The sequence below is a fragment of the Vibrio nereis NBRC 15637 genome (genome assembly GCF_001591105.1).
Classification (GTDB): Bacteria; Pseudomonadota; Gammaproteobacteria; order Enterobacterales; family Vibrionaceae; genus Vibrio; species Vibrio nereis.
Genome location: NZ_BCUD01000006.1, coordinates 225,397 through 239,648 on the forward strand (window position 1 = coordinate 225,397; position 14,252 = coordinate 239,648).

General features: G+C 45.7%; 15 protein-coding genes and 9 tRNA genes. 13 read left to right on the forward strand and 11 right to left on the reverse strand.

Annotation, left to right across the window (positions count from 1 at the left end):
* Positions 1–26: 26 nt before the first annotated feature.
* Together glsB and trmB are read right to left on the reverse strand one after the other, a co-directional pair.
* On the reverse strand, positions 27–947 hold the full coding sequence (glsB, locus tag VNE01S_RS09020) for a glutaminase B (protein ID WP_053394277.1): 921 nt from the start codon (positions 945–947) through the stop codon (positions 27–29).
* A gap of 109 nt (positions 948–1,056) precedes the next feature.
* Positions 1,057–1,776 carry a tRNA (guanosine(46)-N7)-methyltransferase TrmB gene (trmB, locus tag VNE01S_RS09025; RefSeq protein ID WP_053394278.1) on the reverse strand — a complete coding sequence of 240 codons (720 nt, stop codon included), beginning with the start codon at positions 1,774–1,776 and terminating at the stop codon, positions 1,057–1,059.
* A 208-nt stretch (positions 1,777–1,984) separates the two neighbouring features.
* Here trmB and mutY point away from each other — a divergent pair, with 208 nt between their 5' ends.
* The 12 genes from mutY (at position 1,985) to VNE01S_RS09085 (ending at position 6,343) form a co-directional block, all read left to right on the forward strand.
* Complete coding sequence (mutY, locus tag VNE01S_RS09030; RefSeq protein ID WP_053394279.1) at positions 1,985–3,049, forward strand: A/G-specific adenine glycosylase; 1,065 nt, start codon at positions 1,985–1,987, stop codon at positions 3,047–3,049.
* A gap of 9 nt (positions 3,050–3,058) precedes the next feature.
* Positions 3,059–3,331 (forward strand): oxidative damage protection protein, encoded by a 273-nt coding sequence (locus tag VNE01S_RS09035; protein ID WP_053394280.1) that lies wholly within the window; start codon positions 3,059–3,061, stop codon positions 3,329–3,331.
* 112 nt (positions 3,332–3,443) lie between these two features.
* A complete protein-coding gene (mltC, locus tag VNE01S_RS09040) occupies positions 3,444–4,580 on the forward strand; it encodes a membrane-bound lytic murein transglycosylase MltC (protein ID WP_053394281.1) in 1,137 nt (378 codons plus the stop codon).
* A 103-nt stretch (positions 4,581–4,683) separates the two neighbouring features.
* A tRNA-Phe gene (locus tag VNE01S_RS09045) sits at positions 4,684–4,759 on the forward strand.
* Positions 4,760–4,812: 53 nt separating this feature from the next.
* Positions 4,813–4,888 (forward strand) — tRNA-Thr (locus VNE01S_RS09050).
* A gap of 7 nt (positions 4,889–4,895) precedes the next feature.
* Positions 4,896–4,971, forward strand: a tRNA-Phe gene (locus VNE01S_RS09055).
* A gap of 40 nt (positions 4,972–5,011) precedes the next feature.
* Positions 5,012–5,087: transfer RNA gene (locus VNE01S_RS09060), tRNA-Asn, on the forward strand.
* A gap of 751 nt (positions 5,088–5,838) precedes the next feature.
* Positions 5,839–5,914 (forward strand) — tRNA-Phe (locus VNE01S_RS09065).
* Positions 5,915–5,969: 55 nt separating this feature from the next.
* Positions 5,970–6,045, forward strand: a tRNA-Thr gene (locus tag VNE01S_RS09070).
* A 25-nt stretch (positions 6,046–6,070) separates the two neighbouring features.
* A tRNA-Asn gene (locus VNE01S_RS09075) sits at positions 6,071–6,146 on the forward strand.
* A gap of 40 nt (positions 6,147–6,186) precedes the next feature.
* Positions 6,187–6,262 (forward strand) — tRNA-Thr (locus tag VNE01S_RS09080).
* Positions 6,263–6,267: 5 nt separating this feature from the next.
* Positions 6,268–6,343 (forward strand) — tRNA-Asn (locus tag VNE01S_RS09085).
* A gap of 98 nt (positions 6,344–6,441) precedes the next feature.
* On the opposite strand, the gene VNE01S_RS09090 is transcribed toward VNE01S_RS09085, so the two are convergent.
* The 9 genes from VNE01S_RS09090 to mlaF all read right to left on the reverse strand — a co-directional run bounded on the left by VNE01S_RS09090 (position 6,442) and on the right by mlaF (position 13,017).
* Complete coding sequence (locus VNE01S_RS09090; protein ID WP_053394282.1) at positions 6,442–7,479, reverse strand: serine hydrolase domain-containing protein; 1,038 nt, start codon at positions 7,477–7,479, stop codon at positions 6,442–6,444.
* A gap of 126 nt (positions 7,480–7,605) precedes the next feature.
* Complete coding sequence (locus VNE01S_RS09095) at positions 7,606–8,334, reverse strand: 1-acylglycerol-3-phosphate O-acyltransferase (protein WP_053394283.1); 729 nt, start codon at positions 8,332–8,334, stop codon at positions 7,606–7,608.
* 118 nt (positions 8,335–8,452) lie between these two features.
* The gene (gene murA / locus VNE01S_RS09100) at positions 8,453–9,712 is read right to left on the reverse strand and encodes a UDP-N-acetylglucosamine 1-carboxyvinyltransferase (protein ID WP_053394284.1); all 1,260 of its coding nucleotides are present in this window, start codon (positions 9,710–9,712) and stop codon (positions 8,453–8,455) included.
* Positions 9,713–9,721: 9 nt separating this feature from the next.
* Positions 9,722–9,976 carry a BolA family iron metabolism protein IbaG gene (ibaG, locus tag VNE01S_RS09105; protein ID WP_053394285.1) on the reverse strand — a complete coding sequence of 85 codons (255 nt, stop codon included), beginning with the start codon at positions 9,974–9,976 and terminating at the stop codon, positions 9,722–9,724.
* A gap of 13 nt (positions 9,977–9,989) precedes the next feature.
* Positions 9,990–10,298: an STAS domain-containing protein gene (locus VNE01S_RS09110; protein WP_053394286.1), complete on the reverse strand. Its 309-nt coding sequence runs from the start codon at positions 10,296–10,298 to the stop codon at positions 9,990–9,992.
* Positions 10,298–10,936, reverse strand: coding sequence for a phospholipid-binding protein MlaC (gene mlaC / locus VNE01S_RS09115; RefSeq protein WP_053394287.1), 639 nt, complete (start codon positions 10,934–10,936; stop codon positions 10,298–10,300). Before mlaC ends, VNE01S_RS09110 begins: the two co-directional genes overlap by 1 nt.
* Positions 10,937–10,946: 10 nt before the next feature.
* Positions 10,947–11,429, reverse strand: a complete 483-nt coding sequence (mlaD, locus tag VNE01S_RS09120) for an outer membrane lipid asymmetry maintenance protein MlaD (protein WP_053394288.1) — start codon at positions 11,427–11,429, stop codon at positions 10,947–10,949.
* A gap of 2 nt (positions 11,430–11,431) precedes the next feature.
* Positions 11,432–12,220, reverse strand: a complete 789-nt coding sequence (gene mlaE, locus VNE01S_RS09125; protein WP_373278542.1) for a lipid asymmetry maintenance ABC transporter permease subunit MlaE — start codon at positions 12,218–12,220, stop codon at positions 11,432–11,434.
* Positions 12,220–13,017, reverse strand: coding sequence for a phospholipid ABC transporter ATP-binding protein MlaF (gene mlaF / locus VNE01S_RS09130; RefSeq protein ID WP_053394290.1), 798 nt, complete (start codon positions 13,015–13,017; stop codon positions 12,220–12,222). Before mlaF ends, mlaE begins: the two co-directional genes overlap by 1 nt.
* A gap of 244 nt (positions 13,018–13,261) precedes the next feature.
* On the opposite strand from mlaF, the gene VNE01S_RS09135 reads away from it, so the two are divergent.
* Positions 13,262–14,233 carry a calcium/sodium antiporter gene (locus VNE01S_RS09135; RefSeq protein ID WP_053394291.1) on the forward strand — a complete coding sequence of 324 codons (972 nt, stop codon included), beginning with the start codon at positions 13,262–13,264 and terminating at the stop codon, positions 14,231–14,233.
* Positions 14,234–14,252: the final 19 nt, after the last annotated feature.

Below are 14,252 nucleotides of genomic sequence, written 5' to 3' on the forward strand. Positions count from 1 at the left end.
CGCCTCCTGCACCGACTTACTTAAGTCTAGAAGATAGAACGACCGATCCGCTCAGAAAGCAGCTCCAACGCTTTTGTTCCTGCCAGTGAGTTGCCTGATGGGTCAAGCTCAGGCGACCATACCGCAATCGTCATTTCGCCCGGTACAATCGCGATAATACCGCCACCAACACCAGACTTACCTGGCATACCAACGCGGTAAGCAAACTCGCCGGCTCCGTCATATAAGCCACACGTTGCCAGCAGTGCATTAAGCTGTTTGGTTTGCGTTGGGGTGATCACAGAACGTCCAGTTTGTACCGATGTACCTTTGTTCGCTAAATAGCTAAAGGTTTTCGCCAAATCGACACAGCTCATTTTAAGCGCACAGGCGTGAAAGTAATTGTTGAGTACCGGAATGACTTCATTTTCGAAGTTGCCAAACGAACGCATCAAATAGGCGATGGCGGCATTGCGATCGCTGTGCATCATTTCCGACGCGGCAACCACTTTGTCGTAGCAGATGTGCGTATCACCCGAGAGCTGACGAACGAACTCCAACAAACGCTGACGAGGGGCGGACAAACGGCTATTCAGCAAATCAGCCACCACAATCGCGCCCGCATTAATAAAGGGGTTGCGCGGAATGCCCTGCTCCATTTCAAGCTGGATCAACGAGTTAAATGCTTGACCCGATGGTTCTTTACCTACGCGCGTCCAGATCTCGTCAGGTTTATACAGGCACATTGCTAGGGTCAAGCTCAGCGCTTTAGAGATCGACTGAATAGAGAACGACTCATCCGCGTCCCCTGCTTTGATCACTTCCCCTTCATTGGTAAAAACCGCAATACCTAATTTGTTAGCCGGCACTTTCTCCAAAGCCGGAATATAATCCGCCACTTTGCCGTGACCGATAAGTGGACGAACTTCGTTAAGGATTTCAGCTAAAATTTCTTTTGTTGGTTTCATTACTTACCTATTTATCAAAGGCTTATTATTTTTCTTACCGGGTCAAAAAAGCCAACATCCTTCAATGTTGGCTTTCTTAATATTCAACGATATTAGCGCTGTGAGTCGTTTATTTTACGCGCTTATATTTAATATCCCACACGCCGTGACCCAAACGGTGACCACGCGCTTCAAATTTTGTTAGAGGACGGTCTTCCGGACGAGGAACAAAATCACCTTCTTGTGCAATGTTCTCAAAACCAGGAGCTTGGTTCATCACTTCAACCATGTGCTCTGCGTAGTTTTCCCAATCCGTCGCCATGTGGAAAACACCTTCACCAAGAATCAGCTTTTCACGTACCATTTCAGCAAAGTCTAGCTGAACAATACGACGCTTATGATGACGCTTTTTATGCCATGGGTCTGGGAAGAATAGCTGTAGCGTTGCCAAGCTGCTGTCTGGAATCATGTTCGCAAACACTTCCACCGCATCGTGACACATCACACGTAGGTTCGTCACACCCGCATCGCGAGCATCTGACAAACAAGCGCCTACGCCTGGACTGTGTACTTCAATACCAATGAAGTTTTTCTCAGGTGCGTTTTTCGCCATTTCAACCAATGAAGCACCCATACCAAAGCCGATCTCAAGTACTACAGGGTTATCGTTGCCGAATACTTCGTTCCAGTCGAGCAGCTTCTCTTGATAGTCGATACCCATGGTTGGCCAACACTCATTCATCGCGTTTTCTTGGCCTTTTGTTAAGCGGCCTTCGCGGCGAACAAAACTGCGCACTTTACGGATCAACTTACCGTCTTCTGTGTATTCGTTGGTAGTCACTTCACTCATTGATATTGCCTGTATAAATTTTGCACTCGACTCAAAGGGCTTGTGATTATCCAAAGAATTGCTACGGGTGCAAGTCTTTTCCCGAAAATCCCGTATGTTCCCGGCTGGTCTTAACCGATGAACAGATAACCACACACTTTGTCGGTTGTACAAATTGCTCAATTTGTGGTGCAATTTTGCTATACAAATATTAAACACAGAGCAAGTCGTGACCCCTTTTGCCAAAGCCATACTAGATTGGTATGACGCCTATGGAAGAAAAAACCTCCCATGGCAACAAAATAAGACCGCTTACAGCGTCTGGCTGTCTGAGATCATGCTTCAACAGACTCAAGTAGCGACAGTTATCCCTTACTACGAACGTTTTCTTCAGCGATTCCCAACGGTTATCGATCTTGCAAACGCCGAACAAGACGAAGTGCTGCACTTATGGACGGGCTTAGGTTATTACGCTCGCGCCCGCAATTTACATAAGGCAGCCAAAACCGTTGCAGAGCAATACAACGGTGAGTTCCCATTAGATATAGAGCAAATGAACGCTTTACCTGGGATCGGCCGTTCGACTGCGGCTGCTATCCTATCGTCGGTGCATAAACAACCGCACGCGATTCTTGATGGCAATGTGAAACGTACCTTAGCGCGCTGCTTTGCGGTTGATGGCTGGCCAGGGCAAAAGAAAGTCGAAAATCAGCTTTGGGAACACGCAGAAGCGCATACGCCAAACAGCGATGTCGATAAATACAACCAAGCAATGATGGACATGGGCGCGATGGTTTGTACCCGCAGTAAGCCCAAATGTACGTTGTGCCCGGTGGAGTCGCTGTGTGTATCCAACAAGCAAGGCAACCCTCTCGATTACCCCGGTAAAAAACCGAAGAAAGAAAAACCAGTAAAAGAGACGTGGTTCGTCATGCTGCACCACAACAACCATATCTGGTTAGAGCAGCGCCCTCAGTCTGGCATCTGGGGCGGATTATTCTGTTTTCCAGAACATAGCAATGATGAACTCGATCATCTGCTCTCATTGCGCGGCGTCCGTGAGCCAGACATCCACCAGAAAAAACAATTAATTGCCTTTAGACACACTTTTAGCCATTACCATCTCGATATCACGCCAATTCTGGTAGAACTATCAAAGCAACCGGATGTGGTAATGGAAGGAAGCAAAGGTCTTTGGTATAACTTATCAAAACCTGAAGAGATCGGCCTAGCGGCTCCAGTAAAACAGTTACTGGACAGCCTTCCGTTCGAACTTCAATCAGAACACGATTAAGGAGTCATCATGAGCCGCACCGTATTTTGTGCTCGATTACAGAAAGAAGCTGAAGGTATGGACTTTCAGTTGTACCCAGGTGAGCTGGGTAAACGTATTTTTGACAATATCTCTAAAGAAGCATGGGCTGAGTGGCAACACAAACAGACAATGCTGATCAATGAGAAAAAACTCAACATGATGGATCCTGAGCATCGTAAATTACTTGAGACAGAGATGGTGAATTTCCTTTTCGAAGGTAAAGATGTTCATATCGAAGGCTACACGCCACCAAGCGAGTAATACCCAGCGATAACTCAATAGTAAAAGACATCACTGCTCTGCACTGGTGTCTTTTTTACGCCTCCGATTCGGTACGAACACGGGGAGCGATAGCATTGGCATAGATATCATGATGAAAAAGTTAACTTATTTGCTTTTAGCACTGGCGATCACTGGCTGTAGCCGCGAGTTTGTCGAAGGTTTTTACGATGTCAATTACGAGCCGACCAACCGTTTTGCTCGTAATCTAGCCCAGTTGCCAGGACAATTTGAAAAAGACACGGCGGCATTAGACACCCTTATTAGCAGTTTTTCCGGCAACATTGAAAAGCGTTGGGGCAAAAATGAAGTTAAGTATGCGGGTAAAAGCAATTACGTTAAGTACATCGACAACTATCTCAGCCGTTCAGAGGTGAATTTCAATCAAGGCCTTATTACTGTAGAGACCGTCTCCCCCACCGCTCCGAAAGAGCACCTCAAAAACGCGATTGTGACCACGCTACTGACGCCCGATGATCCTGCGCAAGTCGATCTTTTCTCGTCTAAAGATATTCGCTTAGAAGGCCAACCTTTTCTTTATCAACAAGTGGTCGATCAAGAAAATAAGCCCATCCAATGGTCATGGCGAGCAAACCGATTTGCTGATTACCTGATCGCGAACAAACTCAAAGTCAAACAGGTCGACTTTAAAAAAGCCTACTACGTCGAAATTCCTATGGTCGAAGAACAACTAGAAATTCGCAGTTATAAATACGCCAATATTGTTCGTCGGGCATCGAAAAAATATGGCATTCCTGAAGATCTTATTTACGCCATTATCAAAACCGAAAGTAGCTTTAACCCTTATGCCGTGAGCTGGGCGAATGCATACGGTCTAATGCAAGTTGTACCTAAAACGGCGGGCAGAGACGTATTTAAGCTCGTAAAGAAACGATCAGGACAACCGACACCAGAGTATTTGTTTAACCCGGAGAACAATATTGACGCCGGAACCGCGTATTTTTACATCCTAAAAAACCGCTACCTGAAAGATGTAGACCATCCTACCTCACTCGAATACAGCATGATCTCTGCTTACAATGGTGGCACTGGCGGTGTTTTGAACACTTTCAACAGAAAAGATCGCAAACGCGCAATGCGAGACTTAAATTCTTTACACCCTAATCAAGTTTTTTGGGCCCTAACCAAAAAACATCCGAACGCTGAAGCACGTAGATACCTAGAAAAAGTTACAAAATTCAAAAAAGATTTTAACGCTGGTAGAACCTAACTAGCTAAAACGTCTAAATTATCGACACTTAACCACTTTTTTGATTTTTTTTATAAAAACAAGTTGACGGCAAGGCCTAAAATCCGTTTAATAGCGCTCCGTCGCCCGGATAGCTCAGTCGGTAGAGCAGAGGATTGAAAATCCTCGTGTCGGTGGTTCGATTCCGCCTCCGGGCACCACAATTTGATTGTTGGTGTCTAAGACATCAATAAGTTAGCAAAGAATAAAGTGTGCCGACTTAGCTCAGTAGGTAGAGCAACTGACTTGTAATCAGTAGGTCACCAGTTCGATTCCGGTAGTCGGCACCATTCTTTTGCCTCGATAGCTCAGTCGGTAGAGCAGAGGATTGAAAATCCTCGTGTCGGTGGTTCGATTCCGCCTCGAGGCACCATTATTTGGTGCTTCACTTCGAAAGAAGTGACACAAATAATTCCCCCTTAGTTCAGTTGGTAGAACGGCGGACTGTTAATCCGTATGTCGCAGGTTCGAGTCCCGCAGGGGGAGCCATATTAGAAAAAGCCTCATCACACGATGAGGCTTTTTCGTATCTAACGCTCCTGCTTTGTTCCAAAGCAATGTCTCAGCCGAAACGTCGGACCGCACTAGCCGGCCGCATTGAGTCCCACAGGGGAAGCCACTTTTAAGAAGCCAAGACTAGACGTCCCCGACGAAAGGCTTGGCTTTTTTCGTATCTGACACGCCTGACTAAACCATTTCCCACCCACTGAAATGAAATCACGCGAACACAAGTCGCTACGTGGTGTTCTGGACTTATCACCGACTTTTCTGCCACAGTGCCCTACTTTTCCAACTCTCCTCCATCAAGTATTCATTAGAGAGCCAATCTGCCCATGGTGATCGAGGTTCATAAACGGTCAGCAGTGTCATCTCACTTATGAGCAAGTGCAGCTGCTTATAAATATTAATGACTTTCCACTTCAGCCATTAAAAATTAGCGTTGTCGACACAAGAAATGATCACGCCATGCGTCTAAAACTCTTAAAATTAGACAGGTCCATTTACTATTAACAGTTAATTCTCGACTTAAGTAACAAAAAACAGGCGTTAATGTGCCGCTTTTCTGTGTTTGAGATACACTAAATACCGCTGTTGTATGTGTATGCTCTGTTGGTCTCTATACATTTCTTATCCAAAATGAGCAAAAACAGCCCATTAAGTATAGAAAAACATCAAACGATATTTTTTTTGCATTTTAGTGTTGACGTTAAACCCGAAAAACCGTTTAATACACCTCGTCGCCCGGATAGCTCAGTCGGTAGAGCAGAGGATTGAAAATCCTCGTGTCGGTGGTTCGATTCCGCCTCCGGGCACCACAATTTATTAATTGTTGGTGCTTTGCACGAACAATAGTTAAAAAGAATAAAGTGTGCCGACTTAGCTCAGTAGGTAGAGCAACTGACTTGTAATCAGTAGGTCACCAGTTCGATTCCGGTAGTCGGCACCATTCATTCTTTTTATTGAAAGATAATTCCCCCTTAGTTCAGTTGGTAGAACGGCGGACTGTTAATCCGTATGTCGCAGGTTCGAGTCCCGCAGGGGGAGCCACTTTCAATCAATAAGCTTTAAGCTTGTTGATGATAAAGGCGCCGACTTAGCTCAGTAGGTAGAGCAACTGACTTGTAATCAGTAGGTCACCAGTTCGATTCCGGTAGTCGGCACCACCTTTTCCCCCTTAGTTCAGTTGGTAGAACGGCGGACTGTTAATCCGTATGTCGCAGGTTCGAGTCCCGCAGGGGGAGCCATATTAGAAAAAGCCGCATCTTTTGATGCGGCTTTTTCGTATTCATAACTTGAAATACTCACTCAAGATATCTACCTCGCTTCCTTACATACTTTCACCTTAGAGTAGCTCTGATAACGCTTTCATAGTCGTCAGCGTCGGCATACTAGGCATATCATAATTTCCGCCTGTCGCGACGATGACAGCGTTCTTACGGGGAATTACCATAATGTACTGCTCTCCTACCCCAACGGCCGCTACAGCGCCACCCACTTGAGGCACCTGCCAAAAATGCATGCCATAGCCCATGTTGTAATCGTGAAACCGACTTTTACTCAACTCGCCCAACCAGTGCGACTGTACAATTTGCTTCCCGTTATACTCACCACGGTTTAACCACATCGTACCAAACTTACCCATCCCTTCAGGAGTTAGCATTAAGCCCCAATCGGCACCAGGCTCACCGCTAACCAACTGTGTCGACCAACGATAGTTGTCTATCGACAAAGGAGCAAACAACTTTTCTCTCATCACTGTGGCGAAGGGTTTGCCATACACTCTTTCAATAATTTTCGATAAACCTATCGTCGATAAGCCGCTATACGCAAACTGGCTTCCGGGCGTAAAGCTGAGGTGCTTGGAAAGAAACAGTTCCAGCAGATCCTTTGCCATGTAATGTTGAAGGAACGTACCTTTAGTTTCTGGGCCGATTTCATTCAATGCATAGCCAGTCGACATATTAAGCACATCACGAATGCGGATTTGCATTTTTTCCTCGCGATCGTCTGCAACATATTCGGGAAACAAACTGAACACGGGTGTGTCTAACCCTGCTATTTTACCTTCATCGATCGCGATAAAGATCAGTGTGGCAACGAAAGACTTGGTAACGGAATGAAGGTTATGCAGTTCGTTCATCCCAACCGGTACTGTCGACGTATGTTGTGATCCAAACTGCCCTCCTCCTTGACGATGAATTTCAAAGAGCTTATGACCTTTTTGCCATACGACCAATGAATGGATATTGTTTGCGTCTCCTTCCCGCACTCTGTTTTCAATCGCGCTAAACCATTCTTCACTTTGCACTATGGTGACTTCAGATTGCTCACACCCAAAAAGAGACAAGCATAAGCACACTAGACCGATCTGTCGTTTCATTTTCCCACCTCAAACGTGTTGGATTAAGGCTACTAAAACAGAACTCAATCAGTATTTCTGCGTGCTTCAGCAGATACAAAAAAAGCGTGCGACCAGGCGCACGCTTTCTCTTCAATTAAACTGCCGTTAAGAAGCTTTATTTAACTGCTTCACTTCTTCATCCAACTCTTCGAGTTTCGCTTTCATTTGCTCCCGGCAAAGGTTAGACAACTCTCGAACTTGTTCTTTGCGGTACCCTTCCGTACTGACAGGAGGAAGCATTTCCACTATCACGTGTCCGTTGTTCCAGCGATTAAATTTAATGTCGCTTGTAGAGCTACACACAATCGGGATCACTGGCACACCTGCACCAATCGCGGCGTGGAAGGCACCTGTTTTGAATGGCAGTAAACCACGTCCGCGTGAGCGCGTACCTTCCGGGAACATCCACACTGAGACATCACTTTGTTTAATGCTGTCTACCACCTGATCAATCGTTCCTTTCGCTTTAGAGCGGTTTGCACGATCAATTAGAATATTCCCACTTAACCAATATAGTTGGCCAAAGAGTGGCATCCACGCTAGGCTCTTCTTACCAACAGTAACCACTTTAGGCGTCACCGCTGAAGAAACGGTAAATAAGTCCCAGTTGTTTTGGTGGTTAGCGATATAGACATGCTGGCCACGATTGTACGCATCTTCTGGAATACGCAGTTCTAACTTGATGCCGAATACACGCGACATTTTTCCGAATAGGCGACCAAAGGTGAATACATGCTTTGGGTTGCGCGGACTTAATAAACAGTAGCCGCAGCCAAACACAAACATAACAATTGCAAAAATAGCAACTGCCAATACACGTAGTAGTGCAATCATTATTGTTCTCCGAGAACACATTGAGTCAAAAAATATTTGCCATGACTCTAACTGATCTAATGTCCATAAAAAAGCCGAAACTGATGTTTCGGCTTACAATTGTTAGCTGAAATAGCGTTTACTCGCTGATGCGATCGATCTTGGCACCTAACGCAGCTAGCTTATCTTCAATTTTATCGTAACCGCGATCAATGTGATAGATACGGTCAACAATCGTCTCGCCATTAGCAATACAACCTGCGATCACTAGACTGGCAGAAGCGCGAAGGTCCGTCGCCATCACTTGAGCGCCGCTTAATTGCTCTGCGTCACCACAAATTACTGTGTTACCCTCAATTTCGGCTTTTGCACCCATACGCATTAATTCAGGTACATGCATAAAGCGGTTTTCAAAGATGGTTTCAGTAATCACACCGCCACCCTTCGCCATCATGTTCAACAGCGTAAACTGAGCTTGCATGTCAGTCGGGAAACCTGGATGAGGTGCAGTACGAATCGTCACAGCTTTTAGCTCACGGTCTGTCATGTCCAGTGAGATCCAGTCATCACCGGTTTCTATTTCAGCACCCGCTTCTTCTAGCTTAGCTAACGCAGCTTCCAGTAAGTGGGCACTGGTATTGCGACAGACAACGTTACCACCGGATACCGCAGCAGCGACGAGGAATGTTCCTGTTTCGATGCGGTCTGCAACCACTGAGTGCTTGCCGCCGCCTAGGCGCTCTACACCTTCAATTGTAATGGTGTCTGTGCCTGCACCTGATATTTTAGCGCCAAGCTTATTTAGGAAGTCTGCAGTATCAACAATTTCAGGTTCACGTGCTGCGTTATCGAGCGTCGTTGTACCTTCTGCCAATGTCGCCGCACACATAATCGTGATCGTCGCGCCGACGCTGACTTTATCCATAACGATATGCGCACCTTTAAGACGGCCATCAACGTTTGCTTTTACGTAGCCATCTTCAAGGGTAATTGTTGCACCTAACTGCTCTAGACCATGGATATGAAGGTCAACCGGTCTTGCACCGATTGCACAGCCGCCAGGTAACGATACCTGACCTTGGCCAAAGCGCGCCACCAATGGACCTAAAGCCCAAATGGATGCACGCATTGTTTTCACTAGGTCGTATGGCGCGCAGTATTCATTGATACTACCCGAATCAACGTGTACCGAACCATTGCGCTCGACTTTCGCCCCTAGACGCTTAAGAAGCTCCATCGTGGTATCGATATCACGCAAATGAGGCACATTGGCCACTTCTACTGGCTCTTCCGCCAGGATCGACGCAAATAAAATCGGCAGTGCTGCGTTTTTAGCACCTGAGATGGTGACTTCACCAACTAAAGGCTCATTTGAACCTGTTACTCGAAATTTTTCCATTACAAAACCTTACAGCGACATCAACTTCTTATCACGAGCCCACTCATCAGGAGTGAAGGCTTTGATAGATACAGCATGAATGTCATTTCTTTTGATGTATTCCATCAACGGAGCGTAAATCATTTGTTGCTTCTTAACGCGGCTCATTCCATCGAAGCAAGCATCAACAGCAATCACCTCGTAATGGCTACCTTCGCCTTTAACGTGTAGCTCTTCTAGGTTTAGTTCTTGTTCTAAAATCTGTTGTACTTTTGCGCTGTCCACAATTCACCCCTGTTTAATTCTTTAGATGCCTGTCGAGATACTCTTCGACATTGCTTAGCTGAAATAACGTTTTCAGTTCTTTTGGCACGAAGCTGAGCATTATATGACAGTTTTGTTTTTTTGCATGCTCTATTAAGTGAATTAGCATTACCATTCCTGCCGAGTCAACACGGTTTATATTGCCTAGGTTCACATCTATATCGCTGGATTCCGGCTGCCATTGCTGCAATTCTTGCCACAGTGCAGGTACGGAGTCCCGATTCAATTCACCCGTGATCTGGTAGCTGTCATTTTGAACTTTGTGCCACTGTGCATGACTCATTACTCTTTACTCTCAAATCGAATTGGTTTAGCTGCGAGTTCTTTTAGGTCTTGCGCCACGGCTAAGACACCTTCTTGACGAAGTTTGCCGCTCCATTCCGATTGTTTGCTTGAGATTAAGCTTACACCTTCCGCAATCATATCAAACGCTTCCCACTCACCGGAGCGCTTATCTTTACGAAGTTTGAACTCCAACTTAATATTTGGGCGAGGTGCGTCGACAATTTCCACTTTAATACCGGTAATGGACTTAGATGAAGTTAAAACCGGCTCTGGACCAAACACGATATCTTGATCTGTGTATTGCGTCAGCACTTGCGCGTATGAACTGATCAAATATTCTCTGAACGTGCCAATGAACACATTCACATCTTCACGTTTTGCGCCTTTCAGGTTTCTTCCCAGTAACTTAAGCGCTGCATACTTGTCGTTCACATACGGCATCAATTCTTCTTCAACCACGACCTTTAAATAATCCGGGTTTTGCTGAATCTTTGGCTGCTCGGCCTTTAATCGACTAAATGTGCGGTCTGATACCTGTTTCATCATTTCATACGGCTGGGTTTTATCGACCTCAGCAGCACTAACGCTGAATGTAAAAATAAGAGAAACAAAAGTAAGTACTAACTTCTTTAGCATGATTTCCTACCTATTCACTGTCTGAGTCACCGCCAACGCTGTAAAGCACTTGGCCAATCAAGTCTTCTAAAACCATTGCCGACTTAGTGTCTTCAATGAAATCTCCGTCCACCAGCATCTGTTCATCTTCAAAAATAAACCCTGGAGTGAGTCCAATATACTGCTCACCAATCAAGCCAGAAGTCAGAATTTTCACACTTGATGTTTCTGGGAACTGATCATATTTACTGTTAATTTCCATCGTGATCACAGGTAACAATGACTCTGTATCTAGGCCAATCTGCGTAACACGACCAATCACCACACCACCCACTTTCACAGGTGAACGAACCTTAAGACTGCCGATGTTATCGAACTCGGCATTGAGTGTGTAAGTATCGTCTGAGCCAAAGCCTTTTACGTCAGCAACTTGAAAAATCATTACCAGAATTGCGCAAATTCCAGCAAGTACAAAGCTACCTACCCATAATTCTATTTTTCGAGTTTGTTGCATGTTTAATTCCCAAACATCAATGCAGTTAGTACGAAGTCTAGACCAAGTACCGCGAGTGAAGAGTGTACGACGGTGCGAGTCGTCGCTTGGCTAATTCCAGCCGAGGTTGGAATCGCGTCATATCCATTAAATAAAGCAATCCAAGTGACCGTAATGGCAAACACGAGGCTTTTTATCATGCTGTTGCCGATGTCTTGACCCAATTCAACAGAAGCCTGCATCGCCGACCAGAAGCTACCATGATCAATGCCTTTCCAATCCACACCAACAAGCTGCCCTCCCCAAATACCGACCGCCATAAAAATCATTGCAAGCAGTGGCATCGAGATAACACCAGCCCAAAAGCGAGGAGCAATCACCCGCTTCAGTGGATCAACCGCCATCATTTCCAAGCTAGATAGCTGTTCGGTCGCTTTCATCAAGCCGATTTCTGCCGTCAACGCAGAACCAGCTCGACCAGCAAATAGCAGGGCCGTCACAACAGGGCCAAGTTCACGTAATAAGGATAACGCGACCATTTGCCCGAGCGCCCCTTCTGCCCCAAAGTCCACCAGAATGACGTACCCTTGCAGGCTCAATACCATGCCGATAAACAAGCCAGATAACACAATAATGATCAGTGATTGCACACCAACGCTATAAAGCTGCTTAACGAGCAAAGGTAAATTTTTTAGTGGCTTAGGTCGAGTAACAATCGCGCCAAATAGCATTAAACTGGCACGACCATAGGCTTGCAGTACTGACATGGTTCTACGGCCTGTGCCGGAGACGAAGTTCGCTAACTCAGACATCATTGAAATAGCTCCTGCGCTAGTGGTTGTGCTGGGTATCGAAATGGAACGGGACCATCAGCTTTACCTTTGAGGAATTGCTGAACCTGAGGGTCAGGGTTCTCTCTTATTTCATCCGGTGTACCACACGCAATCATTTTCCCGTCGGCTAAGATGTACACCCAATCAGCAATACTCATTACTTCAGGTACATCATGAGACACCACTATCGATGTCACCCCAAGGGCTTGGTTGAGGTTGCGTATCAGCTCTACCAGGACTCCCATGGTGATTGGGTCTTGACCCACAAAAGGTTCATCGAACATGATGAGCTCAGGGTCGAGGGCGATCGCTCTTGCTAAAGCAGCTCGTCTCGCCATACCGCCCGATAGCTCACTCGGCATGAGTTCAGCGGCGCCCCGTAACCCCACAGCTTCTAGTTTTAAAAGCACTAAGGTACGAATGAGCTCCTCATTCAGTTGGGTATGCTCTCGGAGTGGAAAAGCAACATTGTCGAACACATTCAGATCGGTAAACAAAGCCCCAGACTGAAATAGCATGCTCATTTTTTTACGCTCTGCGTAAAGCTGCTTCCGGCTCAAAACGGGAATGTTTTTACCATCAAACCAAATCTCCCCTTCTTCAGGTGCAATCTGGCCGCCAATCAGCCTTAATAAGGTTGTTTTACCAATCCCAGAAGGCCCCATAATGGCCGTTACTTTGCCTTTTGGCACGTGTAGGCTAATACCATCAAATATTTTTCGCTCACCTCGAGAAAACGTTAATTGTTTGACGGTTACTAAGTCTTCTGGTGTCATCGCTAACTCTTATCAGTTCGTTACGAATGGGCAATCATAAGCACATTCCTATTGAATTTAAAGCACTGTTCAATTAATTACCGCGCAAGACTCAAAACATCGCGGGGGTTCAATATCCCCAAAGTCAAAGATTTGAACCGAATCAATGGTTAACAATTAATTGAACTAACCGCTTCCCTTTTATAGACCAACACGTCAAAATTAACGGTTAAATTCTCTCGTTTTAATAAAATTAGGAAGCATCATGTTTGAAGCCGTTGCGTTTCTCGTTATCGGATTAGTATTTTTGGTTTGGAGTGCAGACAAACTGGTTTTCGGTGCAGCAGCACTGGCTCGAAATGTCGGTATTTCACCATTAGTGATCGGTATGACTATCCTTGCAATGGGTTCATCAGCTCCTGAAATGATGGTGTCGGCAACAGCCGCACTAGACGGTAAGACCGACACGGCTGTTGGCAATGTCCTAGGTTCGAACATCGCCAATATTGCTCTTATTCTTGGTATCACCGCGCTAATAAAACCACTGTCTATAAGCTCCACAATCCTGCGCCGCGAGCTGCCTTTAATGATAGGTGTAACCGTTTTAGCTGGTATTCTGCTTTGGAATAGTCACTTAGGTTTTTATGAAGGTGTGCTGCTGTTTGTCCTATTTACTGCCTTTATCTTAGCCATGCTACGTATCAGCAGAAATGAGAAAGCGACTGGCACGAGTGACGCACTTTTAGATGAGCAAGAATCCGAAGTCCCAGAAGGTGTCAGTAATATAAAGGCAGCAGTTTGGGTTGTTATCGGTCTCGTCATTCTCCCACTGTCAGCAGATATGCTGGTTGAGAACGCGGTAGTCATCGCGCAATACTTTGGGATGAGTGACCTGGTGATTGGCCTAACGATCATTGCCGTAGGTACAAGCTTACCAGAACTAGCCGCTTCTCTAGCTGGCGTGATGAAAGGTGAAGATGATATGGCGGTTGGTAACATCATCGGCTCCAACGTATTCAATATTCTCGCTGTCATGGGTATCCCTGGCATTCTTAACCCGTCCATTTTGAGCGAATATGCGATGGGTCGTGACTTTTGGGTTATGCTTGGTGTTTCTTTACTCTTGGTCGCGATGGCTTTCGGTAAATCACGCCGCATTTCTCGTGCAGAAGGCGGTGTACTATTCTGTATTTTTCTTGCCTACCAAGGTTATTTAGTCCTTAACATGACCGCGTAGTTTTATCGGATGGAGTTTG